Source organism: Pseudarthrobacter chlorophenolicus A6 (assembly GCF_000022025.1).
Taxonomy (GTDB): Bacteria; Actinomycetota; Actinomycetes; order Actinomycetales; family Micrococcaceae; genus Arthrobacter; species Arthrobacter chlorophenolicus.
This window is the reverse complement of the sequence record NC_011886.1, coordinates 2,891,222-2,910,695: the sequence shown is the minus strand read 5'-3', so window position 1 is coordinate 2,910,695 and position 19,474 is coordinate 2,891,222. Positions and strand designations below refer to the sequence as shown.

The following is a 19,474-nucleotide window of genomic DNA, read 5'->3' as shown; positions in this document are numbered from 1 at the left end:
ACCAAGGTAAGAGGCGCACTCATGACCGAGCCCGAACACAACCCCTTTGGCCTCATCGGCCTGACCTACGACGACGTCCTGCTCCTGCCCGGGCACACTGACGTCATCCCGTCGGACGCTGATACTTCCTCCCGGATCTCCAAGCGGATCACCGTGCAGACCCCGCTGCTGTCCGCTGCAATGGACACCGTGACGGAGTCCCGCATGGCCATCGCCATGGCCCGTCAGGGCGGCCTGGGCGTGGTGCACCGCAACCTGTCCATCGCCGACCAGGCCGACCAGGTTGACCGCGTCAAGCGCAGCGAGTCGGGCATGATCACCAACCCGCTGACCATCCGCCCGGAGGCCACCCTCCGCGAGCTGGATGACCTCTGCGCACAGTACCGCGTCTCGGGCCTGCCCGTGGTGGATGAGGCGAACCGCCTGCTGGGCATCGTCACCAACCGCGACACCCGCTTCGTGCCGGAGTCCGACTTCCCGCTGCGGCTTGTCAGCGACGTCATGACCAAAATGCCCCTGGTCACCGGGCACGTGGGCATCAGCCGCGACGAAGCGTCGCATAAGCTGGCCACCAACAAGATCGAGAAGCTCCCGCTCGTTGACGAGCAGGGCCGGCTGAAGGGCCTGATCACCACCAAGGACTTCACCAAGGCCGAGCAGTACCCCCTGGCCACGAAGGACGATGAAGGCCGCCTCCGCGTCGGCGCAGCCATCGGTTTCTTTGGGGACGGCTGGGAGCGTGCCATGACGCTGATCGACGCCGGCGTTGACGCACTGTTCGTGGATACGGCCAACGGCCACTCGCAGGGTGTCCTGGACATGATCCGTCGGCTCAAGTCGGACCCCGTAGCGGCTCACGTGGACGTTATCGGCGGCCAGGCAGCCACCCGCGAAGGCGCGCAGGCGCTCATTGACGCCGGCGCTGACGGCATCAAGGTTGGCGTGGGTCCCGGCTCCATCTGCACCACCCGCGTGGTGGCCGGCGTGGGCGTTCCGCAGATCACCGCCATCTACGAATCCGCCAAGGCCGCCATTCCCGCCGGCGTTCCGCTGATTGCCGACGGCGGCCTGCAGTACTCGGGCGACATCGGAAAGGCCCTCGTGGCCGGTGCTGACACCGTCATGCTCGGCTCGCTCCTGGCCGGCTGTGACGAATCCCCGGGCGACCTGATCTTTGTCAACGGCAAGCAGTACAAGTCCTACCGCGGCATGGGCTCCCTGGGCGCCATGCAGTCCAGGGGCAAGAACACGTCCTACTCCAAGGACCGCTACTTCCAGGCCGACGTGTCCGGCGATGACAAGCTGATTCCCGAGGGCATCGAGGGACGCGTGGCCTACCGCGGCCCGCTGTCCTCCGTGGCGTACCAGCTGGTCGGCGGCCTGCGCCAGACCATGTTCTACACCGGCGCGCCCACCATTCCCGAGCTCAAGGCCCGCGGCAAGTTCGTCCGGATCACCCCGGCCGGCCTCAAGGAATCGCACCCGCACGACATCCAGATGACGGTGGAGGCGCCGAACTACGGTTCACGCTGACATCAGGGAAAGATGGGATGGGCGCCCTGCCCATCCCATCTTTTTTGGCCCTGAATGTCCTTGCTTCCGGCGGTAATAGGCTGATGGCATGTCCCAACCGCGCCATCCGGCCGAACTAAGCCCCAAACGCGAGCCCGCACGCAGGCTGGCCCTGCGGCCGTATGCCCGCGCGGTGGCCCAGGTCCTGAGGGTGAGCTTCCGGGCGTCCCCAGGGGCCGTGGTCATGAAGGTGCTTGGCTCACTCATCTCCGCTGTCCTCCCGCTCGTCACCACCTATTTCGCGGCCCTCACCACCACAGCCCTGGCGGCGGCGTACGCGGGCGACGCCGGCGCGGGACAGATGGCCATCGTCTACGTGGTCATCACTGCGGTGCTCGGACTGTTCTGGGGTGCCTTCACCAGTGTGGACCGCTACATCCAGCAGCTCATGAGTTTCAAGGTGGGCGCCATCGTAGGTGACCAGATGTACGAACGGTTCCTGGCGCTGGAGTTCTGGCGCTACGACGACAAGGAAACGGTCGATCTCTACGACCGGGCCAAGCGCTTCTCGGATTCCTACGCCCGGGTCCTGGACCGCATCGCGGCGATCTTCACGCAGCTGGTCTCCGTCATCCTGGCGGTGGGGGCACTGCTGCTGGTCAGCTGGTGGATCGCCGTGATCGTCCTGGTGGCCATCATCCCCAGTGTCTACCTGCAGTTCAAGCTGTCCCGTGAACAGATAGCGCACTGGAACACCCAGGTGGATTCCCGGCGGCAGCGGCGGATGATTGAGACCAACCTCCTCCGCCCCCAGCACATTGCCGAGATGCGGCTCTACGGCGTCGTCGGCTTCCTGATGGACCTGAGGTCCCGGCTGAGGGACGCGGACGAGCGGCGCCGGCTCGATTACCAGCGGCGCTACATTCCCCGCCAACTGGCCGCCGACGCCCTCCAATACGGTGCGGAGGTGGTGTCGCTGATCTGGGTGGTAGGCCAGATCATTGCGCATGCCCAGCCCGTGGGCCAGTTCCTCTACGTGCAGCAGATCGTCAGCCGGGCCCTGTCCACGGCCAACAACCTTGTCTCCTCGCTCAGCTCCATCGATGAAGACCTTGCCAACCTGAAGGACTACGAACTGTTCATGGACCTGCCCGTGCACTCCGGGCACGCCCCGCCGCTGACGGCCGCTCCCCGCGAGGTGGAACTCCGGGACATCCGCTTCACCTATACGGGCAGCGAGGTGGAGGTGATCCGCGGCATCAGCATGACCATCAGGGAGGGCCAGCACATCGCCATCGTGGGGGAGAACGGCGCCGGCAAGTCGACGCTGATCCGCATCCTCGCCGGCCTCTACCGTCCGGATTCCGGGCAGGTGATGCTCGACGGCGTCGACCTCGCCGCGGTGGACGTCACGTCATGGCACCGGCACCTGGCGGTGCTCAGCCAGGAGTTCCTCAAGTACGAGTTCGCTACCGCCGCGGAGAACATCTACTTCGGGGATGTGCAGAGTCCCCGGGACGACGCCAGGATCCGCCGCTCGGCGGCAGACGCGGAGGCGCTGGACTTCATCAACAAGCTTCCCAACGGCCTGGAGAACCATGTCAGCAACTGGATGGAGGACCCGCGCGGCCGTAAGGGGAGCGGCCTGTCCGGAGGCCAATGGCAGCGGCTGGCCATGGCCCGCAACTTCTACCGTGACGCAGCTTTCATGGTGATGGACGAACCAACGTCGGCCATCGATGCCCTTGCCGAGCACCGGATCTTCACCAGGCTTTTCGCGGATCGCAGCAGCACCATCATTGCCATCAGCCACCGGCTCGCCACTATCGAGAAGGCGGACGTGGTCTACATGCTGGAGGACGGGCAGGTGGTGGAGCAGGGAACCCACAAGGAACTGGTGGCCCTCCGCGGCCGCTACTTCCGGATGTTCGAATCGCAGCTCACCGTTGAGGACTCCACGGGCGCCTAGCCTTCAGTCACGGTGGTGCGTACGCGGGCGAGGCTGGGGCGGGGCGGCACGCTGCTGAATCCGAAGGTCACAGGCGGCACCACCGGAGCGAGAGCACCGGCGTCGGCCCCATCCCAGCTGACGACGGCGGAGCTGACCTGGTGGAGGTCGCTCACCCCGTAGTACTCCAGCCTGCCGCTGCCGGCTGTTCCGGAGGTACGGGCGCCCGGAGCAACCAAAGACGCAAGGGGGCTGACAATGCTGAGCCAGCGGGGATGCACAGCCAGCCGGCGGGGCAGCACCGCCAGGGCATAACCCAAGGGTGTCCTGCCCCCGGTGACCGCCCGGACTGCCAGCGGGCCGGCGTCGACCGACAACGAGCGGTCCGCCAGGTCTGCGCGGACGTCAACCACCTGCACCTCGTCAAAGCAGTATGTGGCGGAGATGAACTCCGCGATGGCTTCGGTGGGTGCCAACAGCAGCCTGTGCCCTGAGGGCTGCTGGACCATGACGTCGGAAAACGTTCCGAACGGAGACTGCTGCCAGATGCCGATCACCGCGCGCAGGCCTGATGCGGTGCCAATGCCCGCGATATGCCCGTCAAAGGCCCAGGGAGCGCCCATCACACCACCGTTCCGCGTCAGAGCGGGCCGTAGCCCGCATTGCCGTGGGGATCCCGCCACACGGCCAGATCCTCTTCCACGGCCCGGCGAAGGCCGGGGTTGGCCTGCACCCGCAACCGGAAGGACTGCCGTGCCCGGCCCAAGACCGTTGACGGGACCACGATGCACGCAACCAGGAGGGCCAGGATCAGCACGAAGGCACCCACCAGTGTTGTGGCTGTGCCTTTGGCCGCCGCCGAAGGCAGGTACAGGGCCAAAATCCCACCCAGGGCGACCGCCAGTACGGCGACCATGACGATGCCGCCGCGCGCAGACCCCGGGCCACGGCTGATGAGGGTCCTGTCCGTATTCGGCAGGGAGGCACGCACGCGCTTCCACGACACCACACCCAGCAGCATGAGCGCTGCCCCCAGCGGACCGAGGACAAGCACCGCAGCGGGATTTCCTGACACAGCGGAGAAGAACGCCCCAGCCAGGACCAGGACGGGGCCGCCCGCGATCGCGCTGCTCCAGCCGGCAGCCATGGTGCCCTGGGCGTCCGCCAGCTGCCGGAGCCTGGACGGAGCATTCGGCGGGCTGACCCTGGCCAGCTCGGGGGACAGCCAGTGATCGAGCGGGTGCACCGGCGCGCCGGCCGGGAAAGGACGGTGATGTGTCATGCCGGCAGCAGGCCCAGCCCCTGGCGCAGCCGGTCTTCAAGGTCCTGCGATTGCAGCGGCGCGGGGGAGGGGGTGGCATCGTCCCCGGTGACGATCTCCAGGGAACCGTCGGCCTCAGCCTTGACGTGCACGGCGTGGAAGGTGCCGTCCGCAAGATGCCTGCGGACCGTCCCAGCCGCGGGGCGGCCGTCCGGCGCGGTCCCAAGGTAGAACGTCACCATTTCCACCGCGGTAGTGAACATTCCGTCGGCATTGGTCAGGGGCCGCAGCTCGTGCACGCCATATTTGCTGAGGCTGAGGACCAAAGCCCCGTTTTCCGAACCGAAAAGGAAATACACGTGCTCTGCCTTGGGGGTGACCAGGGCAACCTCCAGCCAGGCATCGGAGTCCGCCAGGACGCCGGCAACACTCGTTGCAGGACCGGCCGGCACCAGGCCCTCGCCCTCGATGGTCATGAGCCCGCGTTCCAGGAGGGTGGCAACGCCTGCCTGTTCAAGCGGTGCGCCTGCGGCGTGGTCGAGCCTGAAGAGGGTTTGGCACTTGAGCGCACCCTTGGTTCCCGCCAGGGCGATCAGCGCGATGAGTTCGTGTTCGGTGATGGGCAGGGGTGCGTCTTCTTGAGTGGTCACAGCAGCCTTAGGGTTCGACGGGTCTCGGTACTTATTCTAGGGAAGCCGGGTGTCAGGTCAGCCAGCCCCACACTTTCTTGGCGCCGTCGGCCACGGCATCGACGGTATTCTTCGCGACGTCGGCCACCGCATCCGCGGTCTTTTTGGCGGCGTCTGCCACCATCTCGGAAGCCGATCCATAGCCCAGGTGCGAGGCAAGCAGTCCCATGCCGCCCCACGCGATCCCGGCCACGGCGAAGAACGGGCCGGCCCCCGGAATGAAGCTTCCCGCCGCGAGCACCGTGGAGATGCCGCCGTCGATCGCCATCCCGGTGTTGCCGCTCTCAAGGCCCTGTGCGAACTGGAGCCCGCCGGTGACGATTCCCAGGCCACCGGAAAGCCGGCCAAGCATGGACGTCCCGTTGAGGAGCTGTGTTCCGCGTACATAGCCCACTCCCGGAACCTGGGCGTACTGGGCGCTGAGCCAGGGCCAGTTGGTGAGCTTCGTGAGGAGTCCGCCGTTGGCCATGGTGGCCAGCAGGTTGTCCGCATACAGCCCCGCACCGGTCACCGCGGCGTTGGCGCCCCACCAGCCAGGACTCGCCGCGACGCCGAGCACACCGTCCAGGGGATTTGTCCCGGCCGCGGCCGGGCCCGTGGTGCCCGGACCCGACGCACCGGGACCACCGGACGAACCGCCCGTGCTGGCGTTCTCCTGCTCATCAGCCTGCGTGAGGAGGGTCTTGGAGGCGTCAAGAAGGGATTGCGACGTCTGTTTCATCATGGGGCGCCACGTGTCGCTCCACTCACGGCGGAAGCGGCCGCCGTCGTTTCCCTTCCAATCGATAGCCGATACCAGGCTGGTGATCTGGCGTTCGGTATCCATCAGGCGTGAACCGGAACGGTCCATGGATTTGGACAAGGACCGCAATTGTTCGATGTCGGCGCCATAGAGGCCAGGGGCCATGGTGGTTCTCCTCGGAAGCTGGGCACGGGAGCGTTCACCGAGCCCCCGGCCCTAGGCTACGTGCTTGGTCCACGATGCCGCCATGGGCAGCGCTGCCCATCCGGGGTTCCTGTTTGTCCGCGCGGGGTCCGGGCCGGGCGGAGCCACCGAACCTGCTGGGATAACCTAGAGCAGTGACTTACGAGATCGAGATTGGCCGTGGCAAGCGTGGGCGTCGTGCCTACTCCCTGGATGACATAGCTGTTGTCCCCAACCGTCGCACCCGTGACCCCAAGGACGTCTCGGTCTCGTGGCAGATCGACGCCTACCAGTTCAGCATGCCGGTCATCGCCGCCCCCATGGATTCAGCCATGTCCCCGCAGACCGCCATTGCACTCGGCAAGCTGGGCGGCCTGGGCGTGCTCGACCTCGAGGGCCTTTGGACCCGGTACGAGGATCCGCAGGCGGTCCTGGATGAGATCAGTGCCCTGGAGGACGAGACCAACAGTCCCGCTGTCACCGGGCGGATGCAGGAGCTCTACAAGGCCCCTATCCAGCCTGAACTCATCACCTCCCGCCTGGCCGAAATCCGTGAAGCCGGCGTCACCGTTGCCGGCGCCCTCACGCCGCAGCGCACCCAGGAGCACTACAAGACCGTTTTGGCTGCCGGCGTCGACATCTTTGTGATCCGCGGCACCACGGTGTCCGCCGAGCACGTCTCCAAGGACCACGAACCGCTGAACCTCAAGCAGTTCATCTACGAGCTCGATGTCCCCGTGATCGTCGGCGGGGCCGCAGGCTACACTCCGGCCCTGCACCTCATGCGCACCGGCGCCGCAGGTGTCCTGGTGGGCTTCGGCGGCGGGGCAACCACCACCACCCGCCGCGCGCTGGGCATCCACGCGCCCATGGCGTCGGCGATTTCCGACGTCGCCGCCGCCCGCCGCGACTACATGGACGAGTCCGGCGGCCGGTACGTACACGTCATTGCCGACGGCGGCATGGGCACCTCCGGCGATATGGTCAAGGCCATCGCCATGGGCGCCGACGCCGTCATGCTGGGCAGTGCGCTGGCCCGCGCCGAAGAAGCGCCGGGCAAGGGCTGGCACTGGGGCCAGGAAGCCCACCACCTCGAACTCCCGCGCGGGGACCGGGCCAACGTGGGAACCGTTGGACCCATGGAGGAAGTCCTTTTCGGACCCGGCCACCACACCAACGGAACGTCCAACCTGATCGGTGCGCTGCGCCGCTCCATGGCGACCACCGGCTACTCGGACCTGAAGGAATTCCAGCGGGTCGACGTCGTGGTTTCCCCCTACGAAGGAAACTGACGCCACGCACTCCGGCAGGGCGCCCCAGCGGACGCCCTGCCCAAGTGTGCCCCAAGCAAGTAGGGTAGTTCTACTACCGGCACTTGAGGCACTGGAGGCGTTCAATGAAGACTGATCCTGCAGGCGGCGGGGCCCTGGGCCCGGAAGCCAGGGAAGCATCCATCCAGCGGCTGCGAGCCACGACCGAACCCGGCCAGGAGCTGGACATCCTGATTGTTGGCGGCGGGATCGTGGGAACCGGTGCCGCGCTGGACGCCGTCACCCGCGGCCTGAGCGTGGGCATCGTTGAGGCCAGCGACTGGGCAGCCGGAACGTCCTCCCGGTCATCCAAGCTCATCCACGGCGGCCTCCGCTACTTGGAGATGCTGGACTTCGCTCTGGTCAAGGAGGCCCTGCAGGAACGCGGGCTGCTGCTCTCCGAACTGGCGCCCCACCTGGCCCGGCCCGTGCCCTTCCTCTACCCGCTGACCAAACCCTTCGTGGAACGGCCCTACGTGGGAGCGGGCATCGCCCTCTACGACGCCATGTCCGTCTCCAGCGGCCACAGCCGCGGCGTCCCCTTCCACAAGCACCTGTCCAGGCGCGGCACCCTGCGGGCCGCGCCGAGCCTGAAGGACGACGCGTTCGTGGGCTCCATCCGTTACTACGACGGGCAGGTGGATGACGCCAAGTACGTTGCCAACCTGGTCCGCACCGCTGCCCATTACGGGGCCCATGCCGTCAACCGGATGGCGGTGGTGGACTTCCTCCGCGAAGGCGAGCGGGTGGTGGGCGCCAAAGTGGAAAACCGTGAGGACGGCTCCCGGTTCAACGTCCGTGCCAAGCAGGTCATCAACGCCACCGGCGTCTGGACCGACGAAACGCAGGCCATGGTCACGGACCGCGGGCAGCTGAAGGTCCGCGCGTCCAAGGGCATCCACCTGGTGGTGCCGAGGGACCGCTTCCAGTCCACTGTCGGACTGATCCTGCGCACCGAGAAATCCGTGCTGTTCGTCATCCCCTGGGGCAGGCACTGGATCATCGGCACCACTGACACGGACTGGCACCTGGACAAGGCCCACCCCGCTGCGAGCAGCAAGGACATCGACTACATCCTCGAGCACGTCAACAAGGTCCTGAAGCGGCCGCTGACCCGTGAGGACGTTGAAGGCGTGTACGCCGGGCTCCGGCCCCTGCTGGCCGGCGAGAACGACTCCACCGCGAAGCTCTCCCGCGAGCACGTCGTGGCCCACCCCGTGCCGGGGTTGGTGGTAGTGGCCGGCGGCAAATGGACCACTTACCGTGTGATGGCCAAGGACGCCGTGGACGAGGCCACCCGCACCATGGACGAACGGGTGCCGCCGAGCTGCACCGAGACCATCCCGCTGCTGGGCGCCAGCGGATTCCGGGCAGCCTGGAACCGCCGCAACCGGACGGCCGAAGAAAGCGGCGTCCACGTGGCCCGCATCGAGCACCTGCTGAACCGCTACGGCTCCATGACCCCGGAAGTACTTGCCCTGATTGCTGAGAATCCGGAACTGGCCGAGCCCCTGCCGGGAGCGGACGACTACCTGCAGGCCGAAGCGGTCTACGCAGCCACCCACGAAGGTGCCCGGCACGTCCACGACGTCCTGACCCGGCGGACGCGCATCTCCATCGAGGCGTGGGACCGCGGCGTGTCCGCTGTTCCGGTTGTCGCTAAACTGATGGGTGACGTCCTCGGCTGGAGCGACGCTCAGCGCGAAAATGAAGTCCGGCACTACATTGCCCGGGTTGAGGCCGAACGGCTCAGCCAGGAACAGCCGGATGACGAATCCGCAGACGCCGCCCGCCTGGGCGTGGAAGACATCGTGCCCTTGCGCTGAGGGGAGGATGGCCGGCGCTGCTGACTGAAGGGACACGCCTTGGCGGAACCGCTTGACCCGTACGACGCCGAACTTACCACCCCGGACATGGTCATCCTGGAGCTGGAGGCCACGGACAAGGACGACGCCGCCGCCCAGCTGTCGGAGCGGCTGTTCGCTGCCGGGCGGGTGTCCGACCTCGACGGGTTCCTCCGGCACGTCAATGCCAGGGAACACCAACTCGCCACCGGACTCCCGGGCGGCATCGGCCTGCCGCATGCCCGCAGCGAGTTCGTTGCCCGCACCTCCATTGCCGTGGGCATCACCAAGTACGGCCATGCCCTGGACTTCGGCGCCGCCGACGGTCCCGCCACCGTGATCCTGCTCATCGCCACCCCCGCCAGTTCCTTCTCGGACCACCTGGAGGTCCTGGCTACGCTGGCGCGGTCGCTGTCCAAGGAATCGTTCCGTGAATCGCTGCGCCGGGCCTACGACGCCGAAGTGATCGCTGAACTCATCAACTCCAGCCTGGTGTTCTTCGACCACTGACCGGAGGTCTGCGGGTGCGCCCGCAGCTCCGGCGTTTAGTTGTTCTACAGAACTACGAAGTACGGTTAAGACGTGTGGAAAACAGCCCTTAAGCCCCGATGGATTGCGGGATTCATCTTTGCGATCGCCGTGTCCGGGGTCTTCGTGCTGCTGAGCCAGTGGCAGTTCGGCCGCTCCACCAGCCCGGAAATGCCGGTCAACCCGGATACCGAGAAGGTCCAGCCGCTGACGGACACCCTCCAGCCGGGCGAGTTCTTCCACGGGTCCGACGCCGACCAGATGGTCAGTGCCACCGGAACCTATGATCCCGCCAAGCAGGTCCTGGTCCCCGGCCGCCTGCACGACGGGAAGACCGGCTACTGGGTTGTCTCCGCTTTCGCCGTGGACGGCGCACCCACCCTGACCGGTTCCGCTGCGTCCCCCCGGACCTGGATCCCGGTAGCCCGCGGATGGGTGGCCGACGCCGATGAGGCGACCGCGCCGCCGTCGGGCCCCGTCCAGGTAACCGGACGCCTCCTGCCCTCCGAAGCACCCGTGGCCGGAAAAGCGGCCAACCCCGGCGAAGCCACAGCGGTTTCCGTGGCTGAACTTATCAACGACTGGGAAATCAGCAGCTACCCGGGCTTCGTGGCCGCCACCGCCGAGGTTGCCGGAGGAGCGGACGTCAGCGCCGCCGCCGTCCCGGGAAACCTCCTGCCGCTGGAGATCGGCCCGCAGCCGCCCGCGCAGCAGATCAACTGGCTCAACCTCTTCTACTCCCTGGAGTGGGTGGTCTTCGCCGGGTTTGCATTCTTCATCTGGTGGCGCCTGGTCAAGGATGACTACCACCGGGACCTCGAAGACGCACTTGACCACGCCGAACCGCATGAACCAGAACAGCAGCCAGGGGCCACCCGGCAGCCTGAACACACCGAGCAAAAGGTACAGCCATGATTGATCCGAAACCGGCCACCGGAAACGACACGGCAGGCAAGGCCGCCCCCAGGAAGCGCCGGTTCGGCGGCACCGAGGCGCAGATCCGGTCAGCCCTGAAGTTCTACAAGGTGCTGGCCTACCTGACCGGCGCCATGCTGTTGCTCCTGTGTGCCGAGCTCGTGGCACGGTACGGCTTCGGGCAGTACCTCTTCGCCGGCGGCACCGATGCCGCCACCGGCCAGCCCTTCGGCTTTGGTTTTGCCGAGGCGGAACCGCCGGGAGTCCTCAACGGCGTGAACCTGTCCATCACGGTGCTGATTGTCCACGGCTGGATGTACGTGGTGTACCTGATTTCGAACTTCCGGCTCTGGTCCCTGATGCGCTGGCCGTTCCTCAAGCTGATCCTGCTGGCCCTGGGCGGCGTGGTCCCGTTCCTCTCCTTCATCGTCGAGAAGAAGTTCCATGCCGACGTGGAAGCTGAGCTCGCCGCGAACCCGCAGGCGCCGCAGCGGTACTGAAACCCGCCAGCACAGAACCCCGGCGCTGCCTGCGCCCCAAAGCCGTGCCCGCCAATCGCCGTCGGACGTTTGCTCCGTCACAGCGCGGCGTCTCAAGGTGCGCCGGTGCAACGCCGCAACGTAGGCTATTACGGTGACTACTCCCACTGCATCCCAGACTTCCCAGAAGCCGGTGCTGGTTGTTGACTATGGAGCCCAGTACGCGCAGCTGATTGCCCGCCGCGTCAGGGAAGCGAATGTGTATTCGGAAGTGGTTCCGCATACTTACACCACCGAACAGCTCCTCGCCAAGAACCCCGCCGCGATCATCCTTTCCGGCGGACCTTCCAGCGTTTATGCCGACGGCGCCCCCAGCGTGGGTGCCGATCTCTTCGAAGCCGGCATCCCCGTCTTTGGCATCTGCTACGGCTTCCAGGCCATGGCCAACGCACTGGGCGGCAAGGTGGACAAGACCGGCCTTCGGGAATACGGCTCCACCCAGACCACCATCCTGGGCGAAGGGCGTTCCGTGCTCGAGGGCATGCCCCAGCACCAGAACACCTGGATGAGCCACGGCGACTCCGTGCACGCGGCTCCGGAGGGCTTTGAGGTCCTGGCCACCACTGCCGGCGCCGAGGTTGCAGCCTTCGCCAACGAGGAAAAGTGCCTCTACGGCGTGCAGTGGCACCCCGAGGTCAAGCACTCAGCCTACGGCCAGCAGGTGCTGGAAAACTTCCTCTTCAAGGGCGCCAAGATCGAGCCCAACTGGACCACGGGGAACATCCTCGAAGAGCAGGTTGAGCGCATCCGCAACCAGATCGGTGATGCCCGGGTCATCTGCGGCCTCTCCGGCGGCGTCGATTCCGCCGTCGCAGCAGCCCTCGTGCAGCGCGCCGTGGGCGATCAGCTCACGTGTGTGTTCGTTGACCACGGCCTGCTCCGCGAAGGCGAAGCGGAGCAGGTTGAACGCGACTTTGTCGCCGCCACCGGCGTCAAGCTTTACATCGCGAACGAGCAGGAGCGCTTCCTCTCCGCACTGGCCGGAGTGAGCGATCCCGAAACCAAGCGCAAGATCATCGGCCGCGAATTCATCCGCGCCTTCGAAGAAGCCGAACTGGCCATCATCGCCGAGGCCGCCGCGCACGGTGAGAAGATCAAGTTCCTGGTCCAGGGCACCCTGTACCCGGACGTCGTCGAATCCGGCGGCGGCGAAGGTGCAGCAAACATCAAGAGCCACCACAACGTGGGCGGCCTCCCCGAGGACCTGCAGTTTGAGCTCGTCGAGCCGCTGCGGGCCCTGTTCAAGGATGAGGTCCGTGCCGTGGGCGCCCAGCTGGGACTGCCCCAGGAGATCGTGGGACGCCAGCCGTTCCCGGGCCCGGGCCTGGGTATCCGGATCGTCGGCGACGTCACGAAGGAGCGCCTGGACCTGCTGCGCAAGGCCGACGCCATCGCCCGCGCCGAGCTGACCGCCGCCGGCCTGGACAACGAGGTGTGGCAGATGCCCGTCGTACTGCTGGCAGATGTCCGCAGCGTCGGCGTCATGGGAGACGGCCGCACCTACGGCCACCCCATCGTCCTGCGCCCGGTCTCTTCCGAGGACGCCATGACCGCCGACTGGTCACGCCTGCCTTATGACCTCCTGGCCCGGATCTCCAACCGGATCACCAATGAGGTGGACGGCGTTAACCGCGTGGTGCTGGACGTCACCAGCAAGCCGCCGGGAACCATCGAGTGGGAATAGCATCCTGAAGTGGCCGGCCTCCGTTGACGGAGGCCGGCCACTTCTGTCTTGCTGTGAAAAACCCCTAATTTCGCTGCTCCAGTGTTGCGGTCTCTCAGTCCGGGCACGGAAGCGGCTACTGTCGAACCTATGCCGGTATGGTCCAGGGCGTCACGTGCAAACGCAGAAAAGAAGGCAGAAGTGTCAGTTGGTCAAGGCCACCCGGAAGGCTCGGAAGAGCTTCGCAAATGGCTGTCCGGGCTCAAACCCGTCACCGGGGCAGACACAATGCTGCGCTTTACCAAGACGCCCGAAGGCTCCATAGACCTCACCTCTGCCCACCCCTCAGGCCTGGCCCAGCTCATGGCCGGACGCCGCACCCGCCTGTCCACGCTGATCCGCGACCAGCAGCAGTATGTGGTGGCTGCCCGGGCATCCCGCAACATCCGGTCCAAGATCTTCGAACTGTCCAACGACCGCGGGATCGACGCCGGGTACCTCTCCGCGGGCACCGTGGTGTGGACATCCGCCGTCGGAGGCAAACCGCAACGGGTTTCCGCGCCCGTCATGCTCACTGCGATTTCCCTCACCGTCCGGCCCGGGGAAGACGATTACGAACTCCAGCTGACAGAGCAGGCACACATCAACCCCGCGTTGGTCCGCCACCTGAAGTCCGTCCACGGCATTGTCTTCGACGTCAACGCCGTCACCCGCCTCGCGTACAGCACGGCGCGTTTCGATCCCCAGCCCGTCCTGGACCGGCTGGGCACCCTCATCCGGCCCATCCACGGCGCCGAGGCGCAGCACAACCTGCTGGTGTCCACGTTTGCGGACCTTTCCGGCAACCTTGACGATCCGTGGATCAATGACTCCAACCCGATCGTCTCCGCCCTGGCCACGGCCGGCGGCGGCGAAGTGGTGGATGTCGAAACCCCGGACCCCGCGCGCTTCCCGCCGCTGGACAGCCGGCATCCCCAGGACGAGCTGCTTCTCCTGGACGCGGACACGGACCAGCAGTACGTGGTGGACGCCGCCCGCGCCGGCGACTCGCTGGTGGTCAGCAGCCCGCCCGGTACCGGGCAGACACAGACAGCCATCAACACCATCGGCGCCCTGGTGGACGCCGGCCGGACCGTCCTGGTGGTGGGGGACCGGCGGGCCAGCCTTAACGAGGTGTCCGGCCAGCTCGAAGCGCTGGGCCTGGACTCCATCCTGTTCCAGCTGTCTGGGAACGTTACCGCCCAGCAGCTGAAGTCCCAACTGGTCCGCGCTATTGTGCGGAACGAAAAGTCCCTCAAGCCACAGCTGGGGAACCTGCACAGCACGCTGACCGAACACCGCCATGCGCTGATGGACCACGTGGCGTCCCTGCACAATGTCCGAGACCGGTGGGGCTGCTCGCCGTACCAGGCCATGCAGTCACTGGCCGAGCTGACCTCCATCCATCCCGCGCCTGCCACCACTGTGCGGCTGAAGCGGAGCGTCCTGGACAGCATCCGCGACCGCGAGGAGCTCGCCGGCCGGCTCCAGCGCGCAGCAGAGCTGGGCAGCTTCAGCAAGGCGTCCACCACCAGCCCGTGGCATGGCGCCCGGCTGCTGACACGCAAGGAAACGGAAGAAGCCCAGGACCTGGTCCGGGCCATTGCAAAGAGCCTTCCCGTGCTCCGGGAGCGGATGAATGCCGTGGCCGAGCACGCGGAAATCCGTCTTGGTGAATCCTTCGCCGAATGGGGCGAGCAGCTGGAGCTGCTGGTCGCCGTGCGCGGAAGCCTGGACAAGTTCACGCCGGATATCTTCGACCGGCCGGTCACCGACCTCATTTCCGCGACCGCACCTTCTGCGTGGCGGCGGGAACGCGGGATCGAGATGACCTCCATGCAGCGGTCGCGGCTCCGCCGGGTGGCCAAGGAGTACGTCCGGCCGGGCGTCCACATCGCAGACCTGCATACGTCCCTGCTCCTGGTCCAGGAACAGCGTGCCCGCTGGGCAGGGTACGCCACCACCCAGCGGCACCCTGCCGTCCCATCGGGACTGGCGGAGATGAACGCCCTGTACCGCGAGCTGGACCAGGAGCTTGCGGCCCTTGGCGAATGCCTGAAGCACACGGCCGGGGGCGGGGCGCTGTCCGCTGTCCGCTACGAAGACCTCCTGGAGCGGCTGGAACGCCTGGTCGCGGACACCGACACGCTCAAGACGCTCCCCGAGCGCACGCTCCTCGTGGAGAGCATGCGCGAGCACGGCCTGGGCGAACTCCTGGCCGACCTCGCCGAACGCGAAGTTCCTGCCGGGTCGGTTGCTGCAGAACTTGAACTGGCCTGGTGGCAGTCGGCCCTTGAGGCCATGATCAGCGGCGACGACTACCTCGCAATGTCCGACGGCGATGCCCTGCGCCAGCTTGAAGCCGAGTACCGGCTCGCGGACAACGCCCACATCGCCAGCGGGGCAGCACGGCTGCGCTGGGACCTGGCCGAGCGTTGGCGGGCAGCCATCGGGGACCAGCCCCGGCAGGCCGGCCTCCTGCGCAGCCTGCTCAAGGACGGCCGGGTGTCACTGCCTGCGCTGACCGCCCAGGCACCGGACCTGATCGGCACGCTGGTTCCCGTCTGGTCGGTGAGCCCCTACCTCATGAGCGGGCTGCTGCCCGCAGAACAGCACTTCGACGCCGTGGTGATCCTCGATGCCGAAGCCACAAGCCTGCAGGCTGTCCTGCCTTCCATCGCCAGGGCCCGGCAGGTTATTGCCTTCGGCGATGCCCGGATCGCCAGTCCCCGCAGCTTCACGGTGGGGGTGGAGCGGCTCGCGCCCGGCGAGTCCGCGCACCAGCGGGTAGAGAGCGCCTTCAAAGCACTTTCCGCCGTGCTGCCGGTATGGCAGCTCACCAACGTCTACCGCGGTGTGGACGAGGACCTGGTGCTGCAGCTGAGCAGGAACTTCTACGACGGCGGACTCCGCCGCCTCCCCGAGGGACAGTCGGCCACCGGGCTGGACCGGTCGTTGCTCGTGGAGTACTTGCCGGACGGCACAGGCCTGCCCAGCGCCGACCACGAGGGCGTGGAATCCGTGGTGGCCGAAGTCAACCGCGTGGTGGAGCTGGTGTTCGAGCACGCGCGGCTGCGGCCGAGGACGTCCCTGGCGGTTGTCACGGCAAGCCTGCGGCATGCCGCGAGGATCGGCGAGTCCATCCGGCTCCAGTTGCCCAACTACCCCGGGCTGGCCAGCTTCTTCGGAGCGGGGCCGGAGTCCTTCCGGGTTGTTGACCTTGAACGGGCACAGGGGCTGGTGCGGGACCATGTCATCTTCTCGCCCGGCTACGGGCGCACACCCCACGGGCGTGCGCTTCACAACTTCGGCCCGCTGTCCGCCGAGGGTGGCAGGGAAAAGTTTGCGCTGGCCATGACCCGTGCCCGCCGTTCCATCCACGTTCTGACGTGCTTCCGCCCGGAGGACCTGGACCACACCAGGCTGTCCCACGGTGCCCAGGACCTGTACGCGCTCCTTGACCGGGAGATTTCGGGGAACACGGACCTCGGCACTCCGGCGTCCCGGGCAGCTGCCAGCGAGCAGGCGCTCGGCGCGGACCCGCTTGTTGCCGACCTCGGCGACAGGCTCCGTGCACGCGGCGCCCGGGTGTGGCACCAGTACGACGGCGTCATCGACGTAGTGGCCGCCGCGGACCCGCTGGGCACCATGGGCCAGGATGACGCAGACCTTCCCTGGCCGGTGGCGATCGAGTCCGACGGCACCGAGCAGTACCGCACCATGAGCGTGCGTGAGCGCAGCCGGCTGCGCCCGCAGATGCTGGAGCGGCTGGGGTGGCGGTACATGCCGCTGTGGACCATCGAGGTGTTTACCGATCCTTCGGCCTGCGCAGACCGGATTGCAGGGTACCTGGGGCTGGAACGGGTGGCTCTTCCAGGCCGCGCGGCTGAGTCCGCCGGTTTCCTTGACGACGACGTCCACCAGGCGCTGAATGGAATCGACGCCGCGCAGCCTGCTGCTGTCCCGTATCCGGCCACCATCGGGTCAGGGTTCCGGCGTGACACGCCGCGTGGCGAAGAACGCCATGAGTCCCAGGACGATCCAGAATCAACCGGCGCAGACGGCACCGCTGCAGCACCAGAGAATGAGGAGGCGGGCACCGTGACCGCGAAAGATGCCGGGACGCCACAGGATGCAGTTGATCCCGAGGACGCAGGGAGCACCGTGGACGAGGCCGATACCGAAAGCGCCGCAACTTCCGGCGATGCCGCGGACACGGACGCGGCCCGCTCGCTGGCAGCGCACGGCCGGGTGGAGGGCGTACTGCCCAAGACCGCCGCGGAAGACGACCCGAGGGCCTGGGGCGACCGCGACGACGACCATGACGCGTGGTTGAAGGAGCAGAAGCCGCCGCACTGGGGCTGAGGCCCCCTTGACCCGCAGGCGTGACCGGCTCTGCGGGACCTGCCAGGCCGGTCACGACGGCGGTCCCACCAGGACGAAGAACAGTTTGCCCTGCGTGGACGCCCCTGCCAGGCGCGCTGACTGCTCAGCTGTGGCTGCCACGACGATCAACCCGTCGGTCTCCGCGGTGCCCAGCCACTGTCCGCCCTGGCCACCTTTGGTGGCGGTCCAGAGGACAGGGACCCCCGCGGCCAGGACTTCCGAGGGCCCCTGCTGGTCGAACCCGTTGCCGGATGTCAGGACGACGTTTACCAGCTGCCCGGGCGACACCAGTTGGATGGACGAGGCATCGGCCATCCGCAAAGGAACGGCAGCCGACCCCGGGGGAGTGCCGGTGAGCAGCCCCGGGCCGAGCAGCTGGACATCGGTGACCAGCTGCCCTTTTCGCAGCGGAGTTGCCAACTGCTTGCCGGCGGCCTCGGCCTGGCCACTCAGCACGCCCTCGGACAGCAGGCCGGGCGGTACCCGCACCGGAACAAGGTCCGAGGCCGTGACAGCCGTTCCGGCGGGCAGGTCCCTCGCCGCGGACAGGGCTGTGACGGTATCGGCCGGCGCGGGCGTGAGCTGATGGACAGTCATGGACGCTGCAGCGCAGAGGAGCAGGGCAACTGCGAGGCGACGGTTGCGGTTGAGCACCCCGGCAACCCGGGTCAGCGGGCTGCCGCGCCGGGAAGCGGCAACGCCCCGCTTGGTTTGGAAGCCGGACGGTCTGCGGTGGGCACGGAGGGGATGTGCAGGCATGCCTTCACGCTAGGTGGGCGGGCATGGCAGACGACAGCGGCCCCGGTCCTATGTGGACAACGTGGTGCTGTCCTCAGGTCCGGGGCCGCGGGGGCAGTCCGGGTGTGGTGCGGAGCGGTGTCAGCTCGCGGCAGCCGCCGGTGCGGGCGCCGGAGCAGGCGCTGCCGGGGCCGCAGGTGCTGCGGAGACGGTGCTGCCCTTGGAGTCGCGGGAGTCGGTGCGGTAGAAGCCCGATCCCTTGAAGACGACGCCCACGCTGTTGAACTTCTTGCGCAGCGTACCTTCGCACTCCGGGCAGGACGTCAGCGAACTGTCCGAGAACGACTGGACGATGTCAAAAGCATGGCCGCAATCCTTGCAGGCGTAAGCATATGTTGGCACTGGTGCTCCTCCTCTGGGGCAAACGAGAGGTCCCGCGCTGCCACCCGTTCCTCAGATGGTCCGTTAGCAGTCGCAGGGCCTGAGTGCTAATTCTATCATCCCTGTCCACCGGCCGCCCGGGTTCAGGGAGTGCCTGCCAGGACCCGAAATCCGCCCGGAGTCAGGACGGCCGGAACGGGACGGTCGAACTCCTCGGCGGGGATCCGCCCGGCAGGCAGGAGTTCTTCGTCGTAGATAACAGCGGCGAGCGGAATATGCTTCCCGGCAGTGTCCAGATGGCCCAGGAACTTGTCGTAGTAACCTCCGCCCTGCCCGATCCGGTTACCGGAGAGGTCAACGGCAGTGGCCGGAATGAACAGCCCTGACGCGCCGCCGGCCACATCCGGCCCGTGCCGCGGCCCGTCAGGTTCCATGACGGGCGCGTAACGGCTGCGCGCAAACGGAATGCCGGGAGACCAAAACACCCAGCTCAGCTCCCTCCCGGGTTCGCACACTGGCAGCAGGACCCGGTGTCCCCGGGCGTGGAGGGCCTGGATCAGCGGCAGGGTGGGGGGTTCGACGCCGACGCCCAGGTAGACGCAGAAGGTCGCGGTGGTGCCGTCCGCCAGGGCGCCGGCCCAGGCGGTGCCATGTTCCGCCAGGGCGCTGCCGGCCTTCTCCAGGGCTGCCGGCGAAAGTTCCGCTCGGCGGGCACGGTGGGCAGTCCGGATGCCGTCCTTGGCACCGGTCTGATGTTCAGTCATGGGTTTTCCCTCCATCGCCGCGGGCGGCGGGT

The 19,474-nt window shown here is 67.2% G+C and carries 16 protein-coding genes; 9 read left to right on the top strand and 7 right to left on the bottom strand.

Annotation, left to right across the window (positions count from 1 at the left end):
* The first annotated feature begins 21 nt into the window (after nt 1-21).
* Together guaB and ACHL_RS13065 are read left to right on the top strand one after the other, a co-directional pair.
* Nucleotides 22-1,533 carry an IMP dehydrogenase gene (gene guaB, locus ACHL_RS13070; RefSeq protein WP_015937762.1) on the top strand — a complete coding sequence of 504 codons (1,512 nt, stop codon included), beginning with the start codon at nt 22-24 and terminating at the stop codon, nt 1,531-1,533.
* Between the two features lie 88 nt (nt 1,534-1,621).
* Nucleotides 1,622-3,481, top strand: a complete 1,860-nt coding sequence (locus tag ACHL_RS13065; RefSeq protein WP_015937761.1) for an ABC transporter ATP-binding protein — start codon at nt 1,622-1,624, stop codon at nt 3,479-3,481.
* Here ACHL_RS13065 and ACHL_RS13060 read toward each other — a convergent pair.
* Genes ACHL_RS13060 through ACHL_RS13045 form a run of 4 tightly spaced genes read right to left on the bottom strand, consistent with a single transcriptional unit; the run spans nt 3,478 to nt 6,317 of the window.
* Nucleotides 3,478-4,083, bottom strand: coding sequence for a hypothetical protein (locus ACHL_RS13060; protein WP_015937760.1), 606 nt, complete (start codon nt 4,081-4,083; stop codon nt 3,478-3,480). The genes ACHL_RS13065 and ACHL_RS13060 overlap by 4 nt on opposite strands.
* Nucleotides 4,084-4,100: 17 nt before the next feature.
* Nucleotides 4,101-4,742: a hypothetical protein gene (locus ACHL_RS13055; RefSeq protein WP_015937759.1), complete on the bottom strand. Its 642-nt coding sequence runs from the start codon at nt 4,740-4,742 to the stop codon at nt 4,101-4,103.
* Nucleotides 4,739-5,371 carry a hypothetical protein gene (locus ACHL_RS13050; RefSeq protein WP_015937758.1) on the bottom strand — a complete coding sequence of 211 codons (633 nt, stop codon included), beginning with the start codon at nt 5,369-5,371 and terminating at the stop codon, nt 4,739-4,741. Before ACHL_RS13050 ends, ACHL_RS13055 begins: the two co-directional genes overlap by 4 nt.
* Nucleotides 5,372-5,423: 52 nt before the next feature.
* On the bottom strand, nt 5,424-6,317 hold the full coding sequence (locus ACHL_RS13045) for a WXG100 family type VII secretion target (RefSeq protein WP_015937757.1): 894 nt from the start codon (nt 6,315-6,317) through the stop codon (nt 5,424-5,426).
* Nucleotides 6,318-6,490: 173 nt separating this feature from the next.
* On the opposite strand from ACHL_RS13045, the gene ACHL_RS13040 reads away from it, so the two are divergent.
* From ACHL_RS13040 to ACHL_RS13010, 7 genes are all read left to right on the top strand, one after another.
* Entirely contained in the window at nt 6,491-7,627 is a 1,137-nt protein-coding gene (locus tag ACHL_RS13040) for a GuaB3 family IMP dehydrogenase-related protein (RefSeq protein ID WP_015937756.1), read from the top strand.
* Nucleotides 7,628-7,731: 104 nt separating this feature from the next.
* Nucleotides 7,732-9,471, top strand: a complete 1,740-nt coding sequence (locus tag ACHL_RS13035; RefSeq protein ID WP_015937755.1) for a glycerol-3-phosphate dehydrogenase/oxidase — start codon at nt 7,732-7,734, stop codon at nt 9,469-9,471.
* 39 nt (nt 9,472-9,510) lie between these two features.
* A complete protein-coding gene (locus ACHL_RS13030; protein ID WP_015937754.1) occupies nt 9,511-9,999 on the top strand; it encodes a PTS sugar transporter subunit IIA in 489 nt (162 codons plus the stop codon).
* A gap of 72 nt (nt 10,000-10,071) precedes the next feature.
* Nucleotides 10,072-10,932 (top strand): SURF1 family protein, encoded by an 861-nt coding sequence (locus ACHL_RS13025; RefSeq protein WP_015937753.1) that lies wholly within the window; start codon nt 10,072-10,074, stop codon nt 10,930-10,932.
* Nucleotides 10,929-11,432, top strand: coding sequence for a DUF3817 domain-containing protein (locus tag ACHL_RS13020; protein ID WP_015937752.1), 504 nt, complete (start codon nt 10,929-10,931; stop codon nt 11,430-11,432). Before ACHL_RS13025 ends, ACHL_RS13020 begins: the two co-directional genes overlap by 4 nt.
* A 133-nt stretch (nt 11,433-11,565) precedes the next feature.
* Nucleotides 11,566-13,155, top strand: coding sequence for a glutamine-hydrolyzing GMP synthase (gene guaA / locus ACHL_RS13015; protein WP_015937751.1), 1,590 nt, complete (start codon nt 11,566-11,568; stop codon nt 13,153-13,155).
* Between the two features lie 129 nt (nt 13,156-13,284).
* A complete protein-coding gene (locus tag ACHL_RS13010) occupies nt 13,285-17,538 on the top strand; it encodes a DUF4011 domain-containing protein (RefSeq protein ID WP_043794061.1) in 4,254 nt (1,417 codons plus the stop codon).
* A gap of 51 nt (nt 17,539-17,589) precedes the next feature.
* Here the strand turns inward: ACHL_RS13010 and cpaB are convergent, their stop codons facing one another.
* From cpaB to ACHL_RS12995, 3 genes are all read right to left on the bottom strand, one after another.
* Nucleotides 17,590-18,318: a Flp pilus assembly protein CpaB gene (cpaB, locus tag ACHL_RS13005; protein ID WP_015937749.1), complete on the bottom strand. Its 729-nt coding sequence runs from the start codon at nt 18,316-18,318 to the stop codon at nt 17,590-17,592.
* A 120-nt stretch (nt 18,319-18,438) separates the two neighbouring features.
* Nucleotides 18,439-18,699 carry an FmdB family zinc ribbon protein gene (locus ACHL_RS13000; RefSeq protein WP_015937748.1) on the bottom strand — a complete coding sequence of 87 codons (261 nt, stop codon included), beginning with the start codon at nt 18,697-18,699 and terminating at the stop codon, nt 18,439-18,441.
* A 122-nt stretch (nt 18,700-18,821) separates the two neighbouring features.
* Complete coding sequence (locus ACHL_RS12995; RefSeq protein WP_015937747.1) at nt 18,822-19,442, bottom strand: 5-formyltetrahydrofolate cyclo-ligase; 621 nt, start codon at nt 19,440-19,442, stop codon at nt 18,822-18,824.
* Nucleotides 19,443-19,474: the final 32 nt, after the last annotated feature.

What these genes read in the sequence shown, in the direction of transcription:
- ACHL_RS13065 (WP_015937761.1), top strand. Translation starts at nt 1,622, where the DNA reads ATGTCCCAACCGCGCCATCCGGCCGAACTAAGCCCCAAACGCGAGCCC.
- ACHL_RS13055 (WP_015937759.1), bottom strand. Translation starts at nt 4,742, where the DNA reads ATGACACATCACCGTCCTTTCCCGGCCGGCGCGCCGGTGCACCCGCTC.
- ACHL_RS13020 (WP_015937752.1), top strand. Translation starts at nt 10,929, where the DNA reads ATGATTGATCCGAAACCGGCCACCGGAAACGACACGGCAGGCAAGGCC.
- ACHL_RS12995 (WP_015937747.1), bottom strand. Translation starts at nt 19,442, where the DNA reads ATGACTGAACATCAGACCGGTGCCAAGGACGGCATCCGGACTGCCCAC.
- ACHL_RS13060 (WP_015937760.1), bottom strand. Translation starts at nt 4,083, where the DNA reads ATGGGCGCTCCCTGGGCCTTTGACGGGCATATCGCGGGCATTGGCACC.
- ACHL_RS13045 (WP_015937757.1), bottom strand. Translation starts at nt 6,317, where the DNA reads ATGGCCCCTGGCCTCTATGGCGCCGACATCGAACAATTGCGGTCCTTG.
- cpaB (WP_015937749.1), bottom strand. Translation starts at nt 18,318, where the DNA reads ATGCCTGCACATCCCCTCCGTGCCCACCGCAGACCGTCCGGCTTCCAA.
- ACHL_RS13010 (WP_043794061.1), top strand. Translation starts at nt 13,285, where the DNA reads ATGCCGGTATGGTCCAGGGCGTCACGTGCAAACGCAGAAAAGAAGGCA.
- ACHL_RS13035 (WP_015937755.1), top strand. Translation starts at nt 7,732, where the DNA reads ATGAAGACTGATCCTGCAGGCGGCGGGGCCCTGGGCCCGGAAGCCAGG.
- guaB (WP_015937762.1), top strand. Translation starts at nt 22, where the DNA reads ATGACCGAGCCCGAACACAACCCCTTTGGCCTCATCGGCCTGACCTAC.